The sequence below is a fragment of the Nocardioides sp. InS609-2 genome (assembly GCF_023208195.1).
Lineage (GTDB): Bacteria > Actinomycetota > Actinomycetes > Propionibacteriales > Nocardioidaceae > Nocardioides.
This window is the reverse complement of sequence record NZ_CP060034.1, coordinates 3,508,167-3,523,244: the sequence shown is the minus strand read 5'-3', so window position 1 is coordinate 3,523,244 and position 15,078 is coordinate 3,508,167. Positions and strand designations below refer to the sequence as shown.

Sequence of the window (15,078 nt, the reverse complement as noted above, 5' to 3'; positions counted from 1 at the left end):
GAGAGGCTACCGGTCGGTGAGTTCGGCCACGATGTCGAGATGGCCCGCGTGGCGGGCGTACTCCGCCAGCACGTGGAAGCAGATCCACTCCAGGGTCGGCGGGTCACTGTCGAACCGCCCTCCCGCGGCCGCGACCGCGTCCAGCGGATGCGCGGCCAGCACCTCCGTCGTACGACGCCCGACCGCGCGCAACCGCTCGGCCAGCGCCTCGGCCGTCACGCCGTCGGTCACGAGCCAGCGCGCGGCCGGCCGTGTCTCGTCGGAGTCGTCGGCGATCCACGGCTCGACGGTGTTCCAGTCGCCCCACGGCTCCTCGACCGGCTCGCCCAGGAACCCCCACACGAACCACCGCTGCTCCATGTGCAGCACGTGGCTCAACAGCTCGATCGGGGTCCATCCGCTCGGCACTCGGCTCGTGCGCTGCTGCTCCGGTGTCAGCGCCAGCACCCCGTCGACGACGTCTGTTCGCATCCAGTCCAGGTACGCCGCCCACCGGGCACTGCCCACCGGCCCGCGCTTGGCCGGCTCGCCGGTGTTGCGGGACACGCGCTGGTCCTCGGTCATGGCGGCCACGCTAGCCATCCTCTTCCGCCCACGACTCCGTGGGATCTCCGGCACCAGGTGCCGGCAAGTGCACGACGTCGTCCACCGGACAGCCGTCGCGGCAGGCTCGCGGCCGACCCCTCCAGCCGCGTGCGACCAAGATCCGGCTCACAGTCGCGGCGAGGCGGCACGGGTCGAGCACCTGTCCCCACCCGACCCGGAGCGTCAGTCTGTGGGCCAGTGCCGCGTCGAGGTCACGATCGAGGTCTGCCCAGCGATCGGAGCCCTCGTGTCCGAGCCGTCCGTCGAGCTCGACGATGGTGCGAGTGACGACGTACTCGACATCGCGGAAATGGAGGACTGCCTCCTCGAGGCGGATACGCGGCGGGCTGAGGCGCATCTGCGCACGCTGTGAGAAGCGACCACCCGCTCGACCCGCACCCCGGGCAGCGACCGAACGCTCCTGCCTCCGTCGACTGCGACCCTGATGACCGGCGGGAAGGCAACGCGAACGCCATGCGCACACAGCGCAGCGTCACCCGCCACCGCGGCCGGCCAGTAGAACAGCACCGCAGCCCTCGCGCGCTGCTGCCACGCGACCACGCCACCCTGCTCGGCGATCAGCCGAGCGAGCGTCAGGTCGTCGAGGGACATGCGTCCAGCGTGTCTCCAAGCGGGGACGGTCAGCCTCCGACGAGGCACACCCTGTGGAGAACGTCAGTCCCCGACCCGGTTCCCCGCGTCATCCCAGTGCGCGGCCACCTTCTTGCTCGGCTGCACCCGCGGCGGCTCGCCGGGCATCTTGGGGTAGTCGGGCGGGTAGTTGAGCTCGACGGGATGCTCCGACCACAGGTCCAGCAGGGGCGTGAGGTCGTTGTGGACGTCGTCGATGGCAGCCCACGGGTCGCCGTCGACCATCCGGGACGGCACGGTGAAGAGGTTGTGGTCGCGCGGGTCGGTGACCGTCGCGATCTCGTCCCAGGTCATCGGGGTCGAGACCGGGGAGCCGGGGATCGGCCGCAGTGAGTACGCCGAGGCAATGGTGCGGTCACGCGAGTTCTGGTTGAAGTCGACGAAGATCCGCTCACCCCGCTCCTCCTTCCACCAGGCGGTGGTGACGCCGTCGTCGCGCTTCTCGAGCTCGCGGCCGAACGCGATCGCCGCATGCCGCACGTCGGTGAACTCCCAGTCGGGCCGGATGCGCACGAAGATGTGGATGCCGCGGTTGCCACTGGTCTTGGCGAAGCCGACCATTCCGAGGTCGTCGAGCAGCTCGCGCGCCACGCCGGCGACGCGCACGACATCGGCGAACGTCGTACCGGGCTGGGGGTCGAGGTCGATGCGCAGCTCGTCGGGGCGGTCGACATCGGCGCGGCGTACGGGCCAGGGATGGAAGGTGAGCGTGCCCATGTGCGCGCACCACACCGGTACGGCGATCTCGGTCGGGCAGATCTCGTCGGCGGTGCGGCCCGACGGGAAGGTGATCGTCGCGGTCTCCAGATAGTCGGGAGCCCCCTTGGGCACGCGCTTCTGATAGAACGCGTCGGCGCCCTTGTCCTGGGGTCCGGTGGCCAGCTTCATGCCCGGCCGCACCCCCGACGTCCAGCGCTCCAGAGCCGTCGGACGGTCACGCAGCGCGCGCATCAGTCCGTCGCCGACGTCGGCGAAGAACTGCGCGACCATCAGCTTGGTGACCTCGGGCGTGGACTCCGTCGCCTCGTAGATCACCCGGTCGGGGCTCGAGACGCGCACAGCGCGGTCACCGTCAGGACCGGGTACGACGACCTCGGCAGCAGCGGGCTTGGCCATGTCGGTCAACCTATCGCCAGCCGATAGCATCGCCGTGCCCGAACGCTCGAGACGTTCGTGACGCCAATGATCCGGGGGAACCCATGACCGACCAGACCGACACCACCTTCGACCTCGTGGTGGTGGGCGGCTGTGGCCACGTCGGGCTGCCGCTGGCCATCGCGTTCGCCGACCGCGGCAAGCGGGTCGGCATCTACGACGTCAACGAGGCTGCGGTCAAGCTGGTCGAGAGCGGCGAGCTGCCGTTCGTCGAGAACGGCGCGACCGAGGTCCTCGAGCGCGCCCAGGCCGCCGGCCGGCTGACGGTCAGCACCGACCCGTCGATCATCTCCGGCGCCGACGTCGTCGTCGTCGTGATCGGCACCCCTGTCGACGAGCACCTCAACCCCGACCCGCGCGCGGTCACCTCCGCGATCGCCGAGATCCAGCAGCACTTCCGCGACGGCCAGCTCCTGGTGCTGCGCAGCACCGTCTTCCCCGGCGTCACGGCCGGCGTCGAGCGGCTCCTCGCCAAGGCCGGCCTCGCGATCGACGTCGCGTTCTGCCCCGAGCGCATCGCCGAGGGCAAGGCGATGGAGGAACTCTTCACGCTCCCCCAGATCGTCTCCGGGCGCACCGCTGAGGTGAAGCTGCGTGCCGGCGAGCTGTTCGGCACGCTCACCGAGAGCATCGTCGAGCTGGAGACCGAGGAGGCCGAGCTCGCCAAGCTGTTCACCAACACCTGGCGCTACATCAAGTTCGCCGCGGCCAACCAGTTCTACGTGATGGCCAACGACCACGGGCTCGACTTCGACAAGATCCGCAAGGCGCTGGCGCACGACTACCCGCGCGCAGCCGACATGCCGGGCGCCGGCTTCGCAGCCGGACCGTGCCTGTTCAAGGACACGATGCAGCTGGCCGCGTTCACCGACAACTCGTTCGTCCTTGGCCACGCCGCGATGCTGGTCAACGAAGGGCTGCCGCTCTACCTGGTCACCCACCTCGAGAAGACCCACGACCTCTCCAACATGACCGTCGGCATCCTCGGGATGGCGTTCAAGGGCGAGAGCGACGACATCCGGTCGAGCCTGTCCTACAAGCTCAAGCGCATCCTCGAGTTCCGCGCAGGCGAGGTGCTGTGCACCGACCCCTTCGTCACGGTCGACACCTCGCTGCTGCCGCTCGACGACGTACTCGAGCGCGCCGACCTGCTGATCCTGGCCGCCCCGCACCGCGCGTACGCCGACCTCGAGACCGCCAAGCCCGTCGCCGACGTCTGGAACTTCCTCGGGCAGGGCAGCGTCGTATGAACCCCGCCCAGAAGAAGACAGGCCCCCGTGTCTCCGTCGTCATCCCTGCCTACAACGAGGGCGACGGCGTCCTCCCGGTGCTCGACCGGATCTTCGAGTCAGTCGAGACGCCGTGTGAAGTGCTCGTGGTCGTCGACTTCGAGACCGACACCACCGTGCCGGTGCTTGCCGAGTACGCCGCCGGCGAGCCGCGCCTCACGACCCTCGTCAACACCTATGGCCGGGGTCCGGCCAATGCCATCCGCTTCGGCATCGACCAGGCCAACTCGCACGTCGTCGTGGTCACCATGGCCGACGGCAGCGACGACCCCCGCCAGATCGACGCGCTCGCACGGCTGGTCGAGCGGGGCGTGGTGGTCGCGGCAGCGTCGCGCTACTCGGCCGGCGGCCAGCAGGTCGGCGGCCCGTTCCTCAAGGCGTTCGTCGCGCGCAGCGCCGGCACGTCGCTCGGCATGCTCGGCCGGGTCGGCACCCGCGACGCCACCAACAGCTTCAAGGCCTACTCCACCGAGTTCGTGCGCGAGGTCGGCATCGACTCTCGCAGCGGGTTCGAGATCGGTCTCGAGCTGACGGCGAAGGCGCGCCGGCTGCGCCGCCCGGTCGCCGAGATCTCCACCATCTGGCTCGACCGCACCGTCGGCGACTCCCGTTTCGACATGAAGGCGTGGATCCCGAGGTATCTGCGGTGGTACCGCTTCGCCTTCGGTCCCGAGCTCACCATCGACCAGCTCCGTGTCCAGGCGGCCCGGATCGCCGCCCAGAACAGCCGTTAGGAACCTCATGTCAGAGCTGCAGAAGGTCCTCGTCTCCGGCTCGGCCGGCTTCATCGGCGGCTACGTCGTCGAGGAGCTCCTCGGCCGCGGCTACAAGGTCGTCGGCATCGACAACTACTCCAAGTACGGGCCCGTCGAGAAGTCCTACGACAACCACCCCGACTACGACTTCACCGAGGGTGACGCGCGCGACCCGATCCTGATGGAGAAGCTGCTCGCCGACTGCGACCACCTCATCGCCGGGGCCGCGCTGATCGGCGGCATCTCCTACTTCCACGCCTACGCCTACGACCTGCTCGCGCAGAACGAGCGGATCATGGCCTCGCAGTGCGATGCCGCCATCGCCGCCGCGCGCAGCGGCAAGCTGAAGAAGGTCACCTACCTGTCGTCGTCGATGGTCTTCGAGTCGACCGAGCACTGGCCCTCCAAGGAGGGCGACGAGCGGAAGATCCCGCCGCCGCTGTCGTCGTACGGCTTCCAGAAGCTGGCCGTGGAGTACTTCGCCAAGGCCGCCTGGGACCAGTACAAACTGCCCTACACGATCGTCCGCCCGTTCAACTGCGTCGGCATCGGCGAGGGCCGTGCGCTCGGCGACGTCGAGGTCTCCTCGGGCAACGTCAAGCTCGCGATGAGCCACGTCGTGCCCGACATCGTGCAGAAGATCGTCAAGGGCCAGGACCCGCTCCACATCCTCGGCGAGGGCAACCAGGTCCGGCACTACACCTACGGCGGCGACCTCGCGAGGGGCATCGTCGAGTGCATGTCGCAGGAGGCCGCCTACAACCAGGACTTCAACATCTCCACGCCAGAGTCCACCAGCGTGCGCGAGCTCGCCGACGTCATCTGGCGCAAGATCAAGGGCGACGCCCCGCTCACCCTGGTCAGCGACGAGGCCTACGAGTACGACGTCCAGAAGCGCGTCCCCGACGTGCAGAAGGCCAAGGACGTGCTCGGCTTCGAGTGCAGCACGTCACTCGACGTGATGCTCGACGAGGTCATCCCGTGGGTGACCCAGGCGGTTGCCGACGGGCGTCTGTGACGTGGCTCGTCGGCTGACCCCGGCTGGTGAGGGGCGGCTGTACGCGGCTGTTCTCCTCACCGGCCTGGCTGTCGCGGGAGCGATCCTGGTCACCTTCGCCCGACGGCTCTATTTCTTCGGCGACGACTGGGCCTTCCTGCTCACCCGCGGCAGCGTGGAGGGCACCGACCTCGACCTCTTCGCGCCTCACAACGAGCACTGGACCACCCTGCCGATCCTGCTCTACCGCGGGCTCTTCGCGGTCTTCGGCCTCGACCAGTACCTGCCGTACGCGCTGCCGGTCATCCTCGCCCACCTCGCACTGTCGGCCCTGACCTACGTCGTACTCGTGCGACTGGGCTCGCATCGCGGTCCGGCCCTCGTAGCCGCCCTCGCTCTCGCGTTCTTCGGGGGTGGGGCCGACAACACCCTGTGGGACTTCCAGATCGCCTTCGTCGCCCCGTTGATGTTCGCGATGTCGGCGGTGCTGGCATGGCTTCGCTTTCCGGCCAGCGTCAAGGGGGTCGTGGTCGCAGGAGTGTGCCTCGTACTGGCCCTGATGTGCTCCGGCGTGGGCATCGCGTCAGTGGTGCTCGTCGTGGTCTTCGTCGCCCTCACCAACGGCATCCGCAGTGCGATCGCGGTGGGCGCGGGCCCGACCCTCGTCTTCCTCGGCTGGTACGCCGCCATCGGCCACACCGCGGCGAGCGCCTCCTTCGCCGACAAGGAGGTCTACCTCCAGGTGCCCAGCTACGTCTGGACCGGCCTCGTGGCGTCGGTCGAGCGAGCTTCCGGCATCGACGGGTCGGGGCCGGTGCTGCTCGTCGTCCTCGTCGTCACCCCGTTCGTCATCCGTGACGTCAGTCCTGGCGTGCGGGCACTGGCGATCGCCGGGGTGGCCACCGCGCTCTTCCAGTTCCTCCTCCAGGCCTGGTCCCGCGTGGGCATGGGGGTGGAGCAGGCGACGGAAGAGCGGTACGCCTACCTCACCGTTGCCCTGCTCCTGCCGTCTTTCGCAGTCGCGTGTGGCTGGCTGAGAGGTCGGTTGCAGGGTCCTGGCTGGGTCGCTGCGCTGCTGGCCACGCTGGTGGGCCTCGGCTACGTCGTCCAGGGCATCGGCCTCCAGCACGCGTTCGTCGAGAGCCGTCTCGACCTGGCGCCCGATCTCCAGCGGCAGCTGCGCGGCATCCAGGCGGTCATCACGGACGACGGCCCGGTGCTCACCGAGCAGCCCTTCCCGACGTACCAGCCCGACATCACCGTCGCACTGCTCGACTCACCCGAGGCGCGCGCCGCACTGCCACCGAACCCTGTCAGCGGGCGTACGGAGCTCGAAGGACAGTCGCTGGTCAACGTCGGCGTCGGCGGCACGTCCTTCGGGTTGCCCGAAGCACGGGACTTGCGGACCGGGCGCGGGCTGGTCGCCTCCGGCGACGCCGGCCCTGATTGCGAGCGGTACGTCGCGTCCGGGCGGGGCGCCGTGTTCGAGCTCGACTCCCCCGCCGACGGCTCGCAGTTCACCCTCACCGGCGACGCCAACTTCGTCACGACGCAGCTGCTGCGCGACGGGGTGCGCACCTTGCCCCACGTGCAGCGGGTGACGCCGGGACAACCTCTGTACATCGCGGTGCGCGTGCCCGATGCGACGCTCCGGGTCAGCTTCGACAAGGCCGGCGCCTACACGGTGTGCCCGACCCCAGACACCGCGCCCGTATCCTGAGGGCATGGCTTACGACGTGGAGAAGACCGACGAGCAGTGGCGCCAGGAGCTGAGCGCCGAGGAGTACGCCGTGCTCCGCCAGGCCGGCACCGAGCGCGCCTTCACCGGCGAGTACACCGACACCGACACCACCGGCACCTACTCGTGCAAGGCGTGCGGCTCGGAGCTGTTCACCTCCGACACGAAGTTCCACTCGGGGTGCGGGTGGCCGAGCTTCTACCAGCCGATCAGCGACACGGTCGACTACATCGAGGACGTCTCGCACGGCATGAAGCGGGTCGAGGTGCGCTGCGCCAACTGCGGCTCACACCTCGGCCACGTCTTCCCCGACGGCCACGGCACCCCCACGGGCGACCGGTTCTGCATCAACTCGGTGAGCCTGAAGCTGACTCCCAAGGAGTAGCCGGCGGACTGTTGGGCACCCTCGATTGGTCGAAAGCCGCATGGATATCGGCCAAAACCATGCGGTCCTTGCCCAATGGAGGGGGTTGATTCCCGACCACGGGTCGGCGACCTCCCGATAGGTGCCAACTCGGCCGGAGCCCGGGCGGACGATGACACCGGCCCGAGAGCTGCCTCCATTGGTCACCAACCGCACGTTTCGGCGCCGGAACCTGCGGTTTGGGACCAAACCGCAGGCCTCAGCGACCAGCGGCCGGTCGGCCCACCATGAACGCCTGCGCGCCCAGCACCCGCCACGCGAGCGGCACCTTGAGGTAGAGCTTCACCAGTCCGGGGCCGCTCGGCAGCCGGCTCTTGGTCGTGTAGGGCAGGAACCGCGGGATGTTCAGCTCGACATCGAAGCCTGCGGCGGCGAAAGCCTCCACGAGCGCCCGGTCGTCGACCGGCGTGATGTGGTCGAAGAACATCCAGTAGTCCTTGGCGCAGTAGCGCACGTTGGGCTGGAGCACGAGCAGCTTGCCGTCGGCCTTGAGCACGCGTCGTACGGCGAGCAGCGTGGACGCGATCACCTCGCGCGGCACGTGCTCGAAGAAGTTGCTGATGAACACCCGGTCGATCGACCCGTCGTCGATGCCGACCAGCTCGTCGGAGCGGGTCACGATGGCCTCGACGCCCGGCCCGGCCTTGTGGATGACGTCGGGATTGAGGTCGACCGCGATGCGTCGCTTGGCCTTGATGTTGTTGACGAACTCGCAGTGACCCGCGGCGATGTCGAGCACGATCGCGTCGTCGGGCACCCACTTCTGGAAGAAGCGCGAGCAGAGCACCTCCCACACGTCGAGGCGCTGGGCCTCCTCGTTGTGGAAGCGGTTGGCGTAGAGCTCGCGGAGCTCTTCCGGTTCCGAGGTCACCCGCGCAGCCTAGCCAGCGGGCCGTTCGGCCGATCAGTCCGACCCCGCGACGACACGGGCATCGAGCCCGGACAGCCGGCCGGGCATCAGGGCAGCCGCTGCACCAGGTCGGCGACGCTGGCGCGCGAGCCGGTGTAGAACGGCACCTCTTCGCGCACGTGGCGGCGGGTCTCGGAGCCGCGCAGGTGACGCATCAGGTCGACGATGCGGTACAGCTCGTCGGCCTCGAAGGCCAGCATCCACTCGTAGTCGCCGAGGGCGAAGCTCGCGACCGTGTTGGCGCGGACGTCGGGGTAGTCGCGCGCCATCTTGCCGTGCTCGGCCAGCATCGCGCGGCGCTCGGCGTCATCGAGGAGGTACCACTCGTAGGAGCGCACGAACGGGTAGACGCAGATGTGCGCCTTGGGCTCCTCGTTGTCGAGGAATGCCGGCACGTGGCTCTTGTTGAACTCCGCCGGCCGGTGCAGGGCGAGCTGCGACCAGACCGGGTCGAGGCGACGACCGAACGTCGTACTCCTGAAGCGGTGGTAGGCGTCCTGGAGGGCCTCGCTCGTCTCCGCGTGCCACCAGATCATCAGGTCGGCGTCGGCGCGCAGGCCGGCGACGTCGTAGGTGCCGCGGACGACGACGTCCTCGCCGGCCAGCTTGGAGAAGAGGGTCTCGACCTCGGCCGACTCGGACGCGCGGTCGCTGTCGCCGATGAGGTCACGCAACCGGAACACCGACCACATCGTGTAGCGGATGGTCGCATTGAGCTCGTTGATGCGGGAGGCGTTGCTCTGGTCGCTCATGCCCTCATTCTGCCGCGTGGACCATGAGCGCCGCGAGGCGGGCGGACCCGATGACGGCGGGGATGCCGACCCCGTCGTACGTCGCTCCACAGACCACGACCCCGGTGCCGTCGAGGGCCGCGCGGATCCGGACCACCCGGCCGACGTGGCCCACGGCGTACTGCGGCAGCGCGCCGCCCCAGCGCTGTACGTGAGTGTCGACCGGCCTTGCGTCGATACCGGCAATCTCGCGGAGATCGGCGAGCGAGCCCGCCACCAGATCGGCGTCGGGGGCCTGCAGCGCAGCCTCGTCGCGGTGCCGACCCAGCGAGGTGCGCAGCAGGAGCACGCCGTTGCCGGTGTCCCGCACCCAGTCCCACTTCGCGAACGAGAACGTCGACGCCTTGATGTGGCGCTGCTCGACTGGCGGCACCAGGAAGCCCGACCGGGCGGCGAGGTCGGGCAGGTCGGCCGCGTGGAAGGCCAGCGTCACCACGGCGACCGACGCCATCTCGATCGCGGCGAGCTCTGCGGCCGCGTCGGGGGCGAGCTCCGCCAGCAGCCGTGCCGTCGGCGCCGACGGCGTGGCCAGCACGACCCGGTCGGCAAGCACCGTCTCGGCGTCGCGGGTCGAGCCGACGGTGAGCTCGAAGCCCGAGGCCGTACGCCGCAGCTCGCGCACCGTAGCGTGCGTTCGGACCACGAACCGGCCACTGTCGACCAGTGCCCGAGGCAGGAGCCCCATGCCCCCCTCGATGCCCGCGAAGACGGGGACGTCGGACGCGACGATCGCGGCGGCTTGCTCGGTCAGCGACCCACGGCCGGCCATCGCGGCCAGCTGGGGCATGGCGGCGAGGACGGAGATCTCGAACGCGCGGCCGGCGTACACACCACCCAGCAGCGGCTCGACCAGCCGGTCGACGACCTCGTCGCCGAGGCGCGCGGCGACCAGGTCACCGACGGAGACATCGTCGCCGCTCCACGGTGTGACGACCTCGGCGCGGGCGCGGGCCAGGCCGTCGGCCGACAGCACGCCCGAGGCGGCCAGCTCGTCCAGGTCGAACGGCACCCCCATTAGTGACCGTGGCAGCGGCCGCAGCTCACCGCGGCTCCAGACCCGCGACGTCGCGCTGGTGGGGTGTACGACGGGCAGTCCGAGCTCGCGGGCCAGCTCGACGCCTTCGGGGCGGCGGTTCAGCATCGCCTCGGCGCCGACGTCGACCGTCACTCCGGCGACCTCGGCCAGCCGCAGCTTCCCGCCGACGACCGGCGACCCCTCGAGTAGCAGCACGTCATGGTCGGCGCCCAGCAGGTGGGCGGCGGTCAGGCCGGCGATCCCACCACCGACCACGACGATGCGCAGTCGGTCGGCAGTCACGCCGGCCAGCCTCGCACAGCTCAGGTGACAGCGGGCTCCGGGATCCACTCGTCGAAGGCCAGCTGGCCGCCCTCCTCGACCTGGTCGAGGTCACGGCCCAGCGTCTCCGGCGGGGCGCGCGCGCTCAGCAACGAGACCAGCCCGTACACACCACCCCGTGGCCTCCGCCGACGACCAGCCAATGTGATTCGCTAAGTCAATCAGATTGCTCATATTACGATCGGGTTGCAAGCCGCCGCACCCGACGGACCGCGGGAACCGGCCCCTCCCCCGTGGCGTCCCAGCCACATGTTGACCTCACCCCGGGCACCGGCCCTGCTCGCCGGCATCGCGATCGCACTGACAGTCGGCCTGTCGGGCTGCAGCTCCTCCGGGAACGACAGCGGCGCCACGTCCTCCGAATCCGCCGAAGCCCCGGCCTCCGGGCAGCAGGACTTGCTCGACATGCCGTCCGATGAGGGCGGGGGCGACAGCGACAGTGGCTCGGTCAACGGCCAGAAGGCCGGCACCCCTGCCCGGGCCGCCCTGCAGGAGCGTTCGATCATCTCGGTCGGCACCGTCTCGCTGAGCAGCAAGGACGTGCAGGGCACACGTAACGAGGTGCAGAAGATCATCGACACCCGCCAGGGCGAGATCACCGGGGAGGAGACCCAGACCAGCGACGACGGCGAGATGACCTGGTCACGACTCGAGCTGCGCGTGCCCAGCGAGGACTTCAGCGAGACCATGACCGACCTCGAGAAGGCAGGCACCCTCGAGAACGCCAGCCGCACCGCCGAGGACGTCACCACACAGGTCATCGACACCGACGTCCGGATCCGCGCTCAGGAGCGCAGCCTGCGCCGCATCGAGGTGCTGCTCGACAGTGCCGGCTCGCTGCGCGACGTCGTCGCCGTCGAGGCCGAGCTCACCCGCCGCCAGGCCGACCTCGACTCACTCAAGCAGCAGCAGGCCTACCTCTCCGACCAGACGAGCATGTCGACGATCACCGTCCACATCGACCGCGAGGGGACCACGAAGCCCCGCAAGGACGACGACCCGGCCGGCTTCGTCGCAGGCCTCGAGGGCGGCTGGTCGGCGCTGGCCACCTTCGGTGCGGGCCTCGCCACCGTCACCGGCGCCCTGCTCCCATTCGCGGTCGTCCTCGCCCTGCTGGGCACCCCGCTCTTCCTGGTCCTGCGCAGGTACGCCGCCCGTCGTACGCCGCGGCAGACGACCGCGGAGACGAGCTAGGAGCCAGGAGGTCTCGCTTCCGACGAACAGTCACTCGTCGAGCAAGGCAAGGTCGAGGCGACCCAGCCGCTCCGGGTCCGCGAGGATGTCGATGCCAGTGATCTGGCCGCCGGAGACCGTGAACCCCATCACCGACAGTGGTCGGCCGTCCATGATCGTGACGATCCCGGCTGCCCCGTTGACCAGGACCGGGCGGCCGAAGCGCGCGTACCGTGCGAACGTCATGGCCGACTCGGCCACGGCCCGCGCGCCCTTCAGCAGCTTCGAGACCCCGATGCTGCCGGATCCCGTGTCCGCGCGCAGCACGACGTCCGGGTCGAGGACGGCCACCAGGGCCTCGAAGTCACCCGCACGGACTGCGGCGTAGAAGGCGGTGACGACCTCGCGCTGCCGGGGAAGCGGGTCGGCGGGAGCGGTTGCCTGCCCTTGGACCCGCCGCCGCGCCCGACTCGCCAGCTGTCGGGTGGCAGCGGAGGAGCGGCCCACGATCGGTGCAATGTCGTCGAAAGGTACGGCGAACACGTCGTGCAGCACGAACGCGAGACGCTCCGCGGGCGTCAGCGAGTCCAGCACGACGAGCAGGGCAAGTCCGACGGAGTCGGCGAGCAGCGCCTGGTGCTCGGGGTCGCTGCCGGACTCCGGACTCACGACCGGGTCCGGCACGTGCACGTCGTACGGCTGCTCCCCACGCGACGTGCGGGACCGCAGGGCGTCCAGGCACACCCGGGCGACGACGGTCGTCAGCCAACCGCCCAGGTTGTCGACCGCGCTGGTGTCGGAGCGGCTAAGTCGCAGCCAGGCCTCCTGGACGGCGTCGTCGGCCTCGCACAGCGAACCGAGCATCCGATAGGCGACCGCCCGAAGGTGGCTCCTCTTCTCCTCGAACCGCTCAGCCAGAAATTGTTCGTCGGTCATTCGGTCACATTCCTTCGTCTGGGTCCGTCATAGCGCTGACGAACCACCCCCGACCGATGTGACACAACGAAGAGGAGAACATCATGAAGGCACGAATCGGCAACCCCGCGATCGTCGTCCCCGACGCGATGAAAGCACTGCTGGCACTGGGCAAAGTGGCCCACCAGGGCAGCGTCCCGCAGGAGACGCACTACCTGGTGCACCTGAGGGCGAGCCAGATCAACGCCTGCGGTGTCTGCGTGGACCTGCACGCCCGCGAGCTGCGCAAGGCCGGCGAGTCGGACGAGCGGATCTTCTCGGTCGCGGCGTGGCGGGAGACGCCGTACTACTCGGACGCGGAGCGGAGCGCGCTGGCCCTCGCCGAGTCGATCACCCGTCTGTCCGACACGTCGGACGCCGTCCCGGACGATGTCTGGGATGAGGCCGCGCGCCACTACGACGAGTCGGAGCTCGCGTCCCTCACGCTCTCGATCGCCGCCGTCAACATGTGGAACCGCCTCAACGTCGCTACCCGCCAGGTCGCAGGTGAGTGGGTCGGGTGACGAACCCACTCTCATCTACTGGCCGGTCAGTCCGGTGAGCGGGTAGCTCTGCACGAACTCCGTCAGCCGGGCCAGCTGGTCGGGATCGGTCGACGGGATGACGCCGTGGCCGAGGTTGAAGATGTGGCCCTTGGCGGCCCGGCCGGCGTCGATGATCTCGCCGGCGCGAGCCAGCATCACGTCGGTCGGCGCGAAGACCAGAGTCGGGTCGAGGTTGCCCTGCACGACCTTGTCGCCGACCAGCGGCAGCGCGTCGGCGAGCGGGGTACGCCAGTCGACGCCGACGACGTCGGCTCCGGCGTCGCCCATCAGACCGAGCAGGTTGGTGGTGCCGACACCGAAGTGGATGCGCGGCACATTGAGCTCACCGGCCGCGGCCAGCACCCGCGCGGAGTGCGGCATCACGTGCTCGGCGTAGTCGGCGGGGGTGAGCGCTCCGGCCCACGAGTCGAAGAGCTGTACGGCGGAGGCACCGGCGTCGACCTGCACCTTCAGGTAGGCCGCGGAGATGCCCGCGATCTTGCGCATCAGCGCGTCCCACACCTCGGGAGCACCGAACATCATCGCCTTGGTCTTCGCGTGCTCCTTAGACGGGCCACCCTCGACGAGGTACGACGCGACGGTGAACGGGGCGCCGGCGAACCCGATCAGCGGCGTCGCGCCAAGCTCGCCCACCAGCCCCTGCACGGCCTGGGTGATGAAGGGGACGTGGTCAGGGGTCAGGTCGGGGATCGTCTCGACGTCGGCGAGGGTGCGCACGGGCGAGGCGACGACGGGTCCGACCCCGGGCACGATGTCGAGGTCGACACCGACCGCCTTGAGCGGGAGCACGATGTCGGAGAAGAAGATGGCCGCGTCGACGCCGTACCGGCGGACGGGCTGCAGAGTGATCTCGACGACGAGCTCGGGATCCATGCACGAGTCGAGCATGGCGACGCCCTCGCGCGCCTTGAGGTACTCCGGCAGCGAGCGACCGGCCTGACGCATGAACCACACGGGCGTGTGCGAGACGGGCTCACCCCGGGCGGCGCGGAGCAGGACACTGTCAGCGGCAGCAGGCGACGGACTCACCCTCGAATCCTCGCAGGTCAGGCGGCGTGTTGGCACATCGACGGCTGGCCCCGCGACCTACTGTTGGCTCATGGCTGTCCGTGAAGAGACACGCCCGGGCACGGGCGCGGGTTCCCCACCCCCGGAGTTCCTGGCGGCGGTTGCCGCGATGCGCGCGGCGCCCCTCCGGCCGGAGGTCTTCTGCGAGGAGATGCCGGCACCGCAGCGCATCGCCCCGCACTCCTTCGCGCTCAGCGCCGACGTCACCGTCGATGACGTCGACCTCGGCACCGGCCGCATCATCCTGCTCCACGACCCGGCCGGCAACGACGCCTGGCAGGGCACGTTCCGGTGCGTGGCCTACGCCCGAGCCGACATCGACCCCGAGCTGATCACCGACCCGATGCTGGCTGCGGTCGGCTGGACCTGGCTGACCGAGGCGCTCGACGCGCACGGCGCCCAGTGGACGGCCGCCTCCGGCACCGTCACCCGGGTCGCCACCGAGAGCTTCGGTGGCATGTCCGACGAAGAGGGCACCGCGCAGGTCGAGATCCGCGCGTCCTGGACCCCCGTCGCGCCGGACGCCTCCGTCGGCGGCCCGCCCGACCTCACCCCCCACGTCGAAGCCTGGGGCGAGCTCCTCTGTACGGCGGTAGGCCTGCCCCCCGTGCCCGAGGGCGTGACCGCCATGCCGAGCCGACGCGGGCAGCGCGGCCGCTGACCTC

The 15,078-nt window shown here is 69.8% G+C and carries 17 protein-coding genes; 9 read left to right on the top strand and 8 right to left on the bottom strand.

What is annotated here, in order from left to right:
- Positions 1 to 6: 6 nt before the first annotated feature.
- Entirely contained in the window at positions 7 to 564 is a 558-nt protein-coding gene (locus tag H4Q84_RS18250) for a DUF664 domain-containing protein (RefSeq protein ID WP_248583682.1), read from the bottom strand.
- Between the two features lie 211 nt (positions 565 to 775).
- Here H4Q84_RS18250 and H4Q84_RS18245 point away from each other — a divergent pair, with 211 nt between their 5' ends.
- The gene (locus H4Q84_RS18245) at positions 776 to 958 is read left to right on the top strand and encodes a hypothetical protein (RefSeq protein ID WP_248580495.1); all 183 of its coding nucleotides are present in this window, start codon (positions 776 to 778) and stop codon (positions 956 to 958) included.
- 302 nt (positions 959 to 1,260) lie between these two features.
- Here the strand turns inward: H4Q84_RS18245 and H4Q84_RS18240 are convergent, their stop codons facing one another.
- Positions 1,261 to 2,352, bottom strand: a complete 1,092-nt coding sequence (locus H4Q84_RS18240; RefSeq protein WP_248580494.1) for a DNA polymerase domain-containing protein — start codon at positions 2,350 to 2,352, stop codon at positions 1,261 to 1,263.
- An 83-nt stretch (positions 2,353 to 2,435) separates the two neighbouring features.
- Here H4Q84_RS18240 and H4Q84_RS18235 point away from each other — a divergent pair, with 83 nt between their 5' ends.
- The 5 genes from H4Q84_RS18235 to msrB are packed head-to-tail and all read left to right on the top strand — an operon-like array spanning position 2,436 to position 7,555.
- Positions 2,436 to 3,641, top strand: coding sequence for a nucleotide sugar dehydrogenase (locus H4Q84_RS18235; RefSeq protein ID WP_248580493.1), 1,206 nt, complete (start codon positions 2,436 to 2,438; stop codon positions 3,639 to 3,641).
- The gene (locus H4Q84_RS18230) at positions 3,638 to 4,414 is read left to right on the top strand and encodes a glycosyltransferase family 2 protein (RefSeq protein WP_248580492.1); all 777 of its coding nucleotides are present in this window, start codon (positions 3,638 to 3,640) and stop codon (positions 4,412 to 4,414) included. The genes H4Q84_RS18235 and H4Q84_RS18230 overlap by 4 nt, the downstream gene beginning before the upstream one ends.
- Before the next feature lie 7 nt (positions 4,415 to 4,421).
- On the top strand, positions 4,422 to 5,453 hold the full coding sequence (locus tag H4Q84_RS18225; protein ID WP_248580491.1) for an NAD(P)-dependent oxidoreductase: 1,032 nt from the start codon (positions 4,422 to 4,424) through the stop codon (positions 5,451 to 5,453).
- A 1-nt stretch (position 5,454) separates the two neighbouring features.
- Complete coding sequence (locus H4Q84_RS18220; RefSeq protein ID WP_248580490.1) at positions 5,455 to 7,152, top strand: hypothetical protein; 1,698 nt, start codon at positions 5,455 to 5,457, stop codon at positions 7,150 to 7,152.
- Between the two features lie 4 nt (positions 7,153 to 7,156).
- Positions 7,157 to 7,555 carry a peptide-methionine (R)-S-oxide reductase MsrB gene (msrB, locus tag H4Q84_RS18215; protein WP_248580489.1) on the top strand — a complete coding sequence of 133 codons (399 nt, stop codon included), beginning with the start codon at positions 7,157 to 7,159 and terminating at the stop codon, positions 7,553 to 7,555.
- A gap of 238 nt (positions 7,556 to 7,793) precedes the next feature.
- Here the strand turns inward: msrB and H4Q84_RS18210 are convergent, their stop codons facing one another.
- The 4 genes from H4Q84_RS18210 to H4Q84_RS23230 form a co-directional block, all read right to left on the bottom strand.
- Positions 7,794 to 8,465 carry a class I SAM-dependent methyltransferase gene (locus tag H4Q84_RS18210; protein WP_248580488.1) on the bottom strand — a complete coding sequence of 224 codons (672 nt, stop codon included), beginning with the start codon at positions 8,463 to 8,465 and terminating at the stop codon, positions 7,794 to 7,796.
- Between the two features lie 86 nt (positions 8,466 to 8,551).
- On the bottom strand, positions 8,552 to 9,256 hold the full coding sequence (gene hemQ / locus H4Q84_RS18205) for a hydrogen peroxide-dependent heme synthase (RefSeq protein ID WP_248580487.1): 705 nt from the start codon (positions 9,254 to 9,256) through the stop codon (positions 8,552 to 8,554).
- A 4-nt stretch (positions 9,257 to 9,260) separates the two neighbouring features.
- Positions 9,261 to 10,613, bottom strand: a complete 1,353-nt coding sequence (hemG, locus tag H4Q84_RS18200) for a protoporphyrinogen oxidase (RefSeq protein WP_248580486.1) — start codon at positions 10,611 to 10,613, stop codon at positions 9,261 to 9,263.
- Between the two features lie 20 nt (positions 10,614 to 10,633).
- Positions 10,634 to 10,762, bottom strand: coding sequence for a hypothetical protein (locus H4Q84_RS23230; protein ID WP_282580259.1), 129 nt, complete (start codon positions 10,760 to 10,762; stop codon positions 10,634 to 10,636).
- A gap of 139 nt (positions 10,763 to 10,901) precedes the next feature.
- Here H4Q84_RS23230 and H4Q84_RS18195 point away from each other — a divergent pair, with 139 nt between their 5' ends.
- Positions 10,902 to 11,846, top strand: coding sequence for a DUF4349 domain-containing protein (locus H4Q84_RS18195; protein ID WP_248580485.1), 945 nt, complete (start codon positions 10,902 to 10,904; stop codon positions 11,844 to 11,846).
- Positions 11,847 to 11,876: 30 nt separating this feature from the next.
- On the opposite strand, the gene H4Q84_RS18190 is transcribed toward H4Q84_RS18195, so the two are convergent.
- Positions 11,877 to 12,761 (bottom strand): sigma-70 family RNA polymerase sigma factor, encoded by an 885-nt coding sequence (locus tag H4Q84_RS18190; RefSeq protein ID WP_248580484.1) that lies wholly within the window; start codon positions 12,759 to 12,761, stop codon positions 11,877 to 11,879.
- Positions 12,762 to 12,844: 83 nt separating this feature from the next.
- Here H4Q84_RS18190 and H4Q84_RS18185 point away from each other — a divergent pair, with 83 nt between their 5' ends.
- The gene (locus tag H4Q84_RS18185; protein ID WP_248580483.1) at positions 12,845 to 13,303 is read left to right on the top strand and encodes a carboxymuconolactone decarboxylase family protein; all 459 of its coding nucleotides are present in this window, start codon (positions 12,845 to 12,847) and stop codon (positions 13,301 to 13,303) included.
- Positions 13,304 to 13,318: 15 nt separating this feature from the next.
- Here the strand turns inward: H4Q84_RS18185 and hemE are convergent, their stop codons facing one another.
- Complete coding sequence (gene hemE, locus H4Q84_RS18180; RefSeq protein ID WP_248580482.1) at positions 13,319 to 14,374, bottom strand: uroporphyrinogen decarboxylase; 1,056 nt, start codon at positions 14,372 to 14,374, stop codon at positions 13,319 to 13,321.
- 70 nt (positions 14,375 to 14,444) lie between these two features.
- Here hemE and H4Q84_RS18175 point away from each other — a divergent pair, with 70 nt between their 5' ends.
- On the top strand, positions 14,445 to 15,074 hold the full coding sequence (locus tag H4Q84_RS18175) for a DUF3000 domain-containing protein (protein ID WP_248580481.1): 630 nt from the start codon (positions 14,445 to 14,447) through the stop codon (positions 15,072 to 15,074).
- The last annotated feature ends 4 nt before the right edge of the window (positions 15,075 to 15,078 follow it).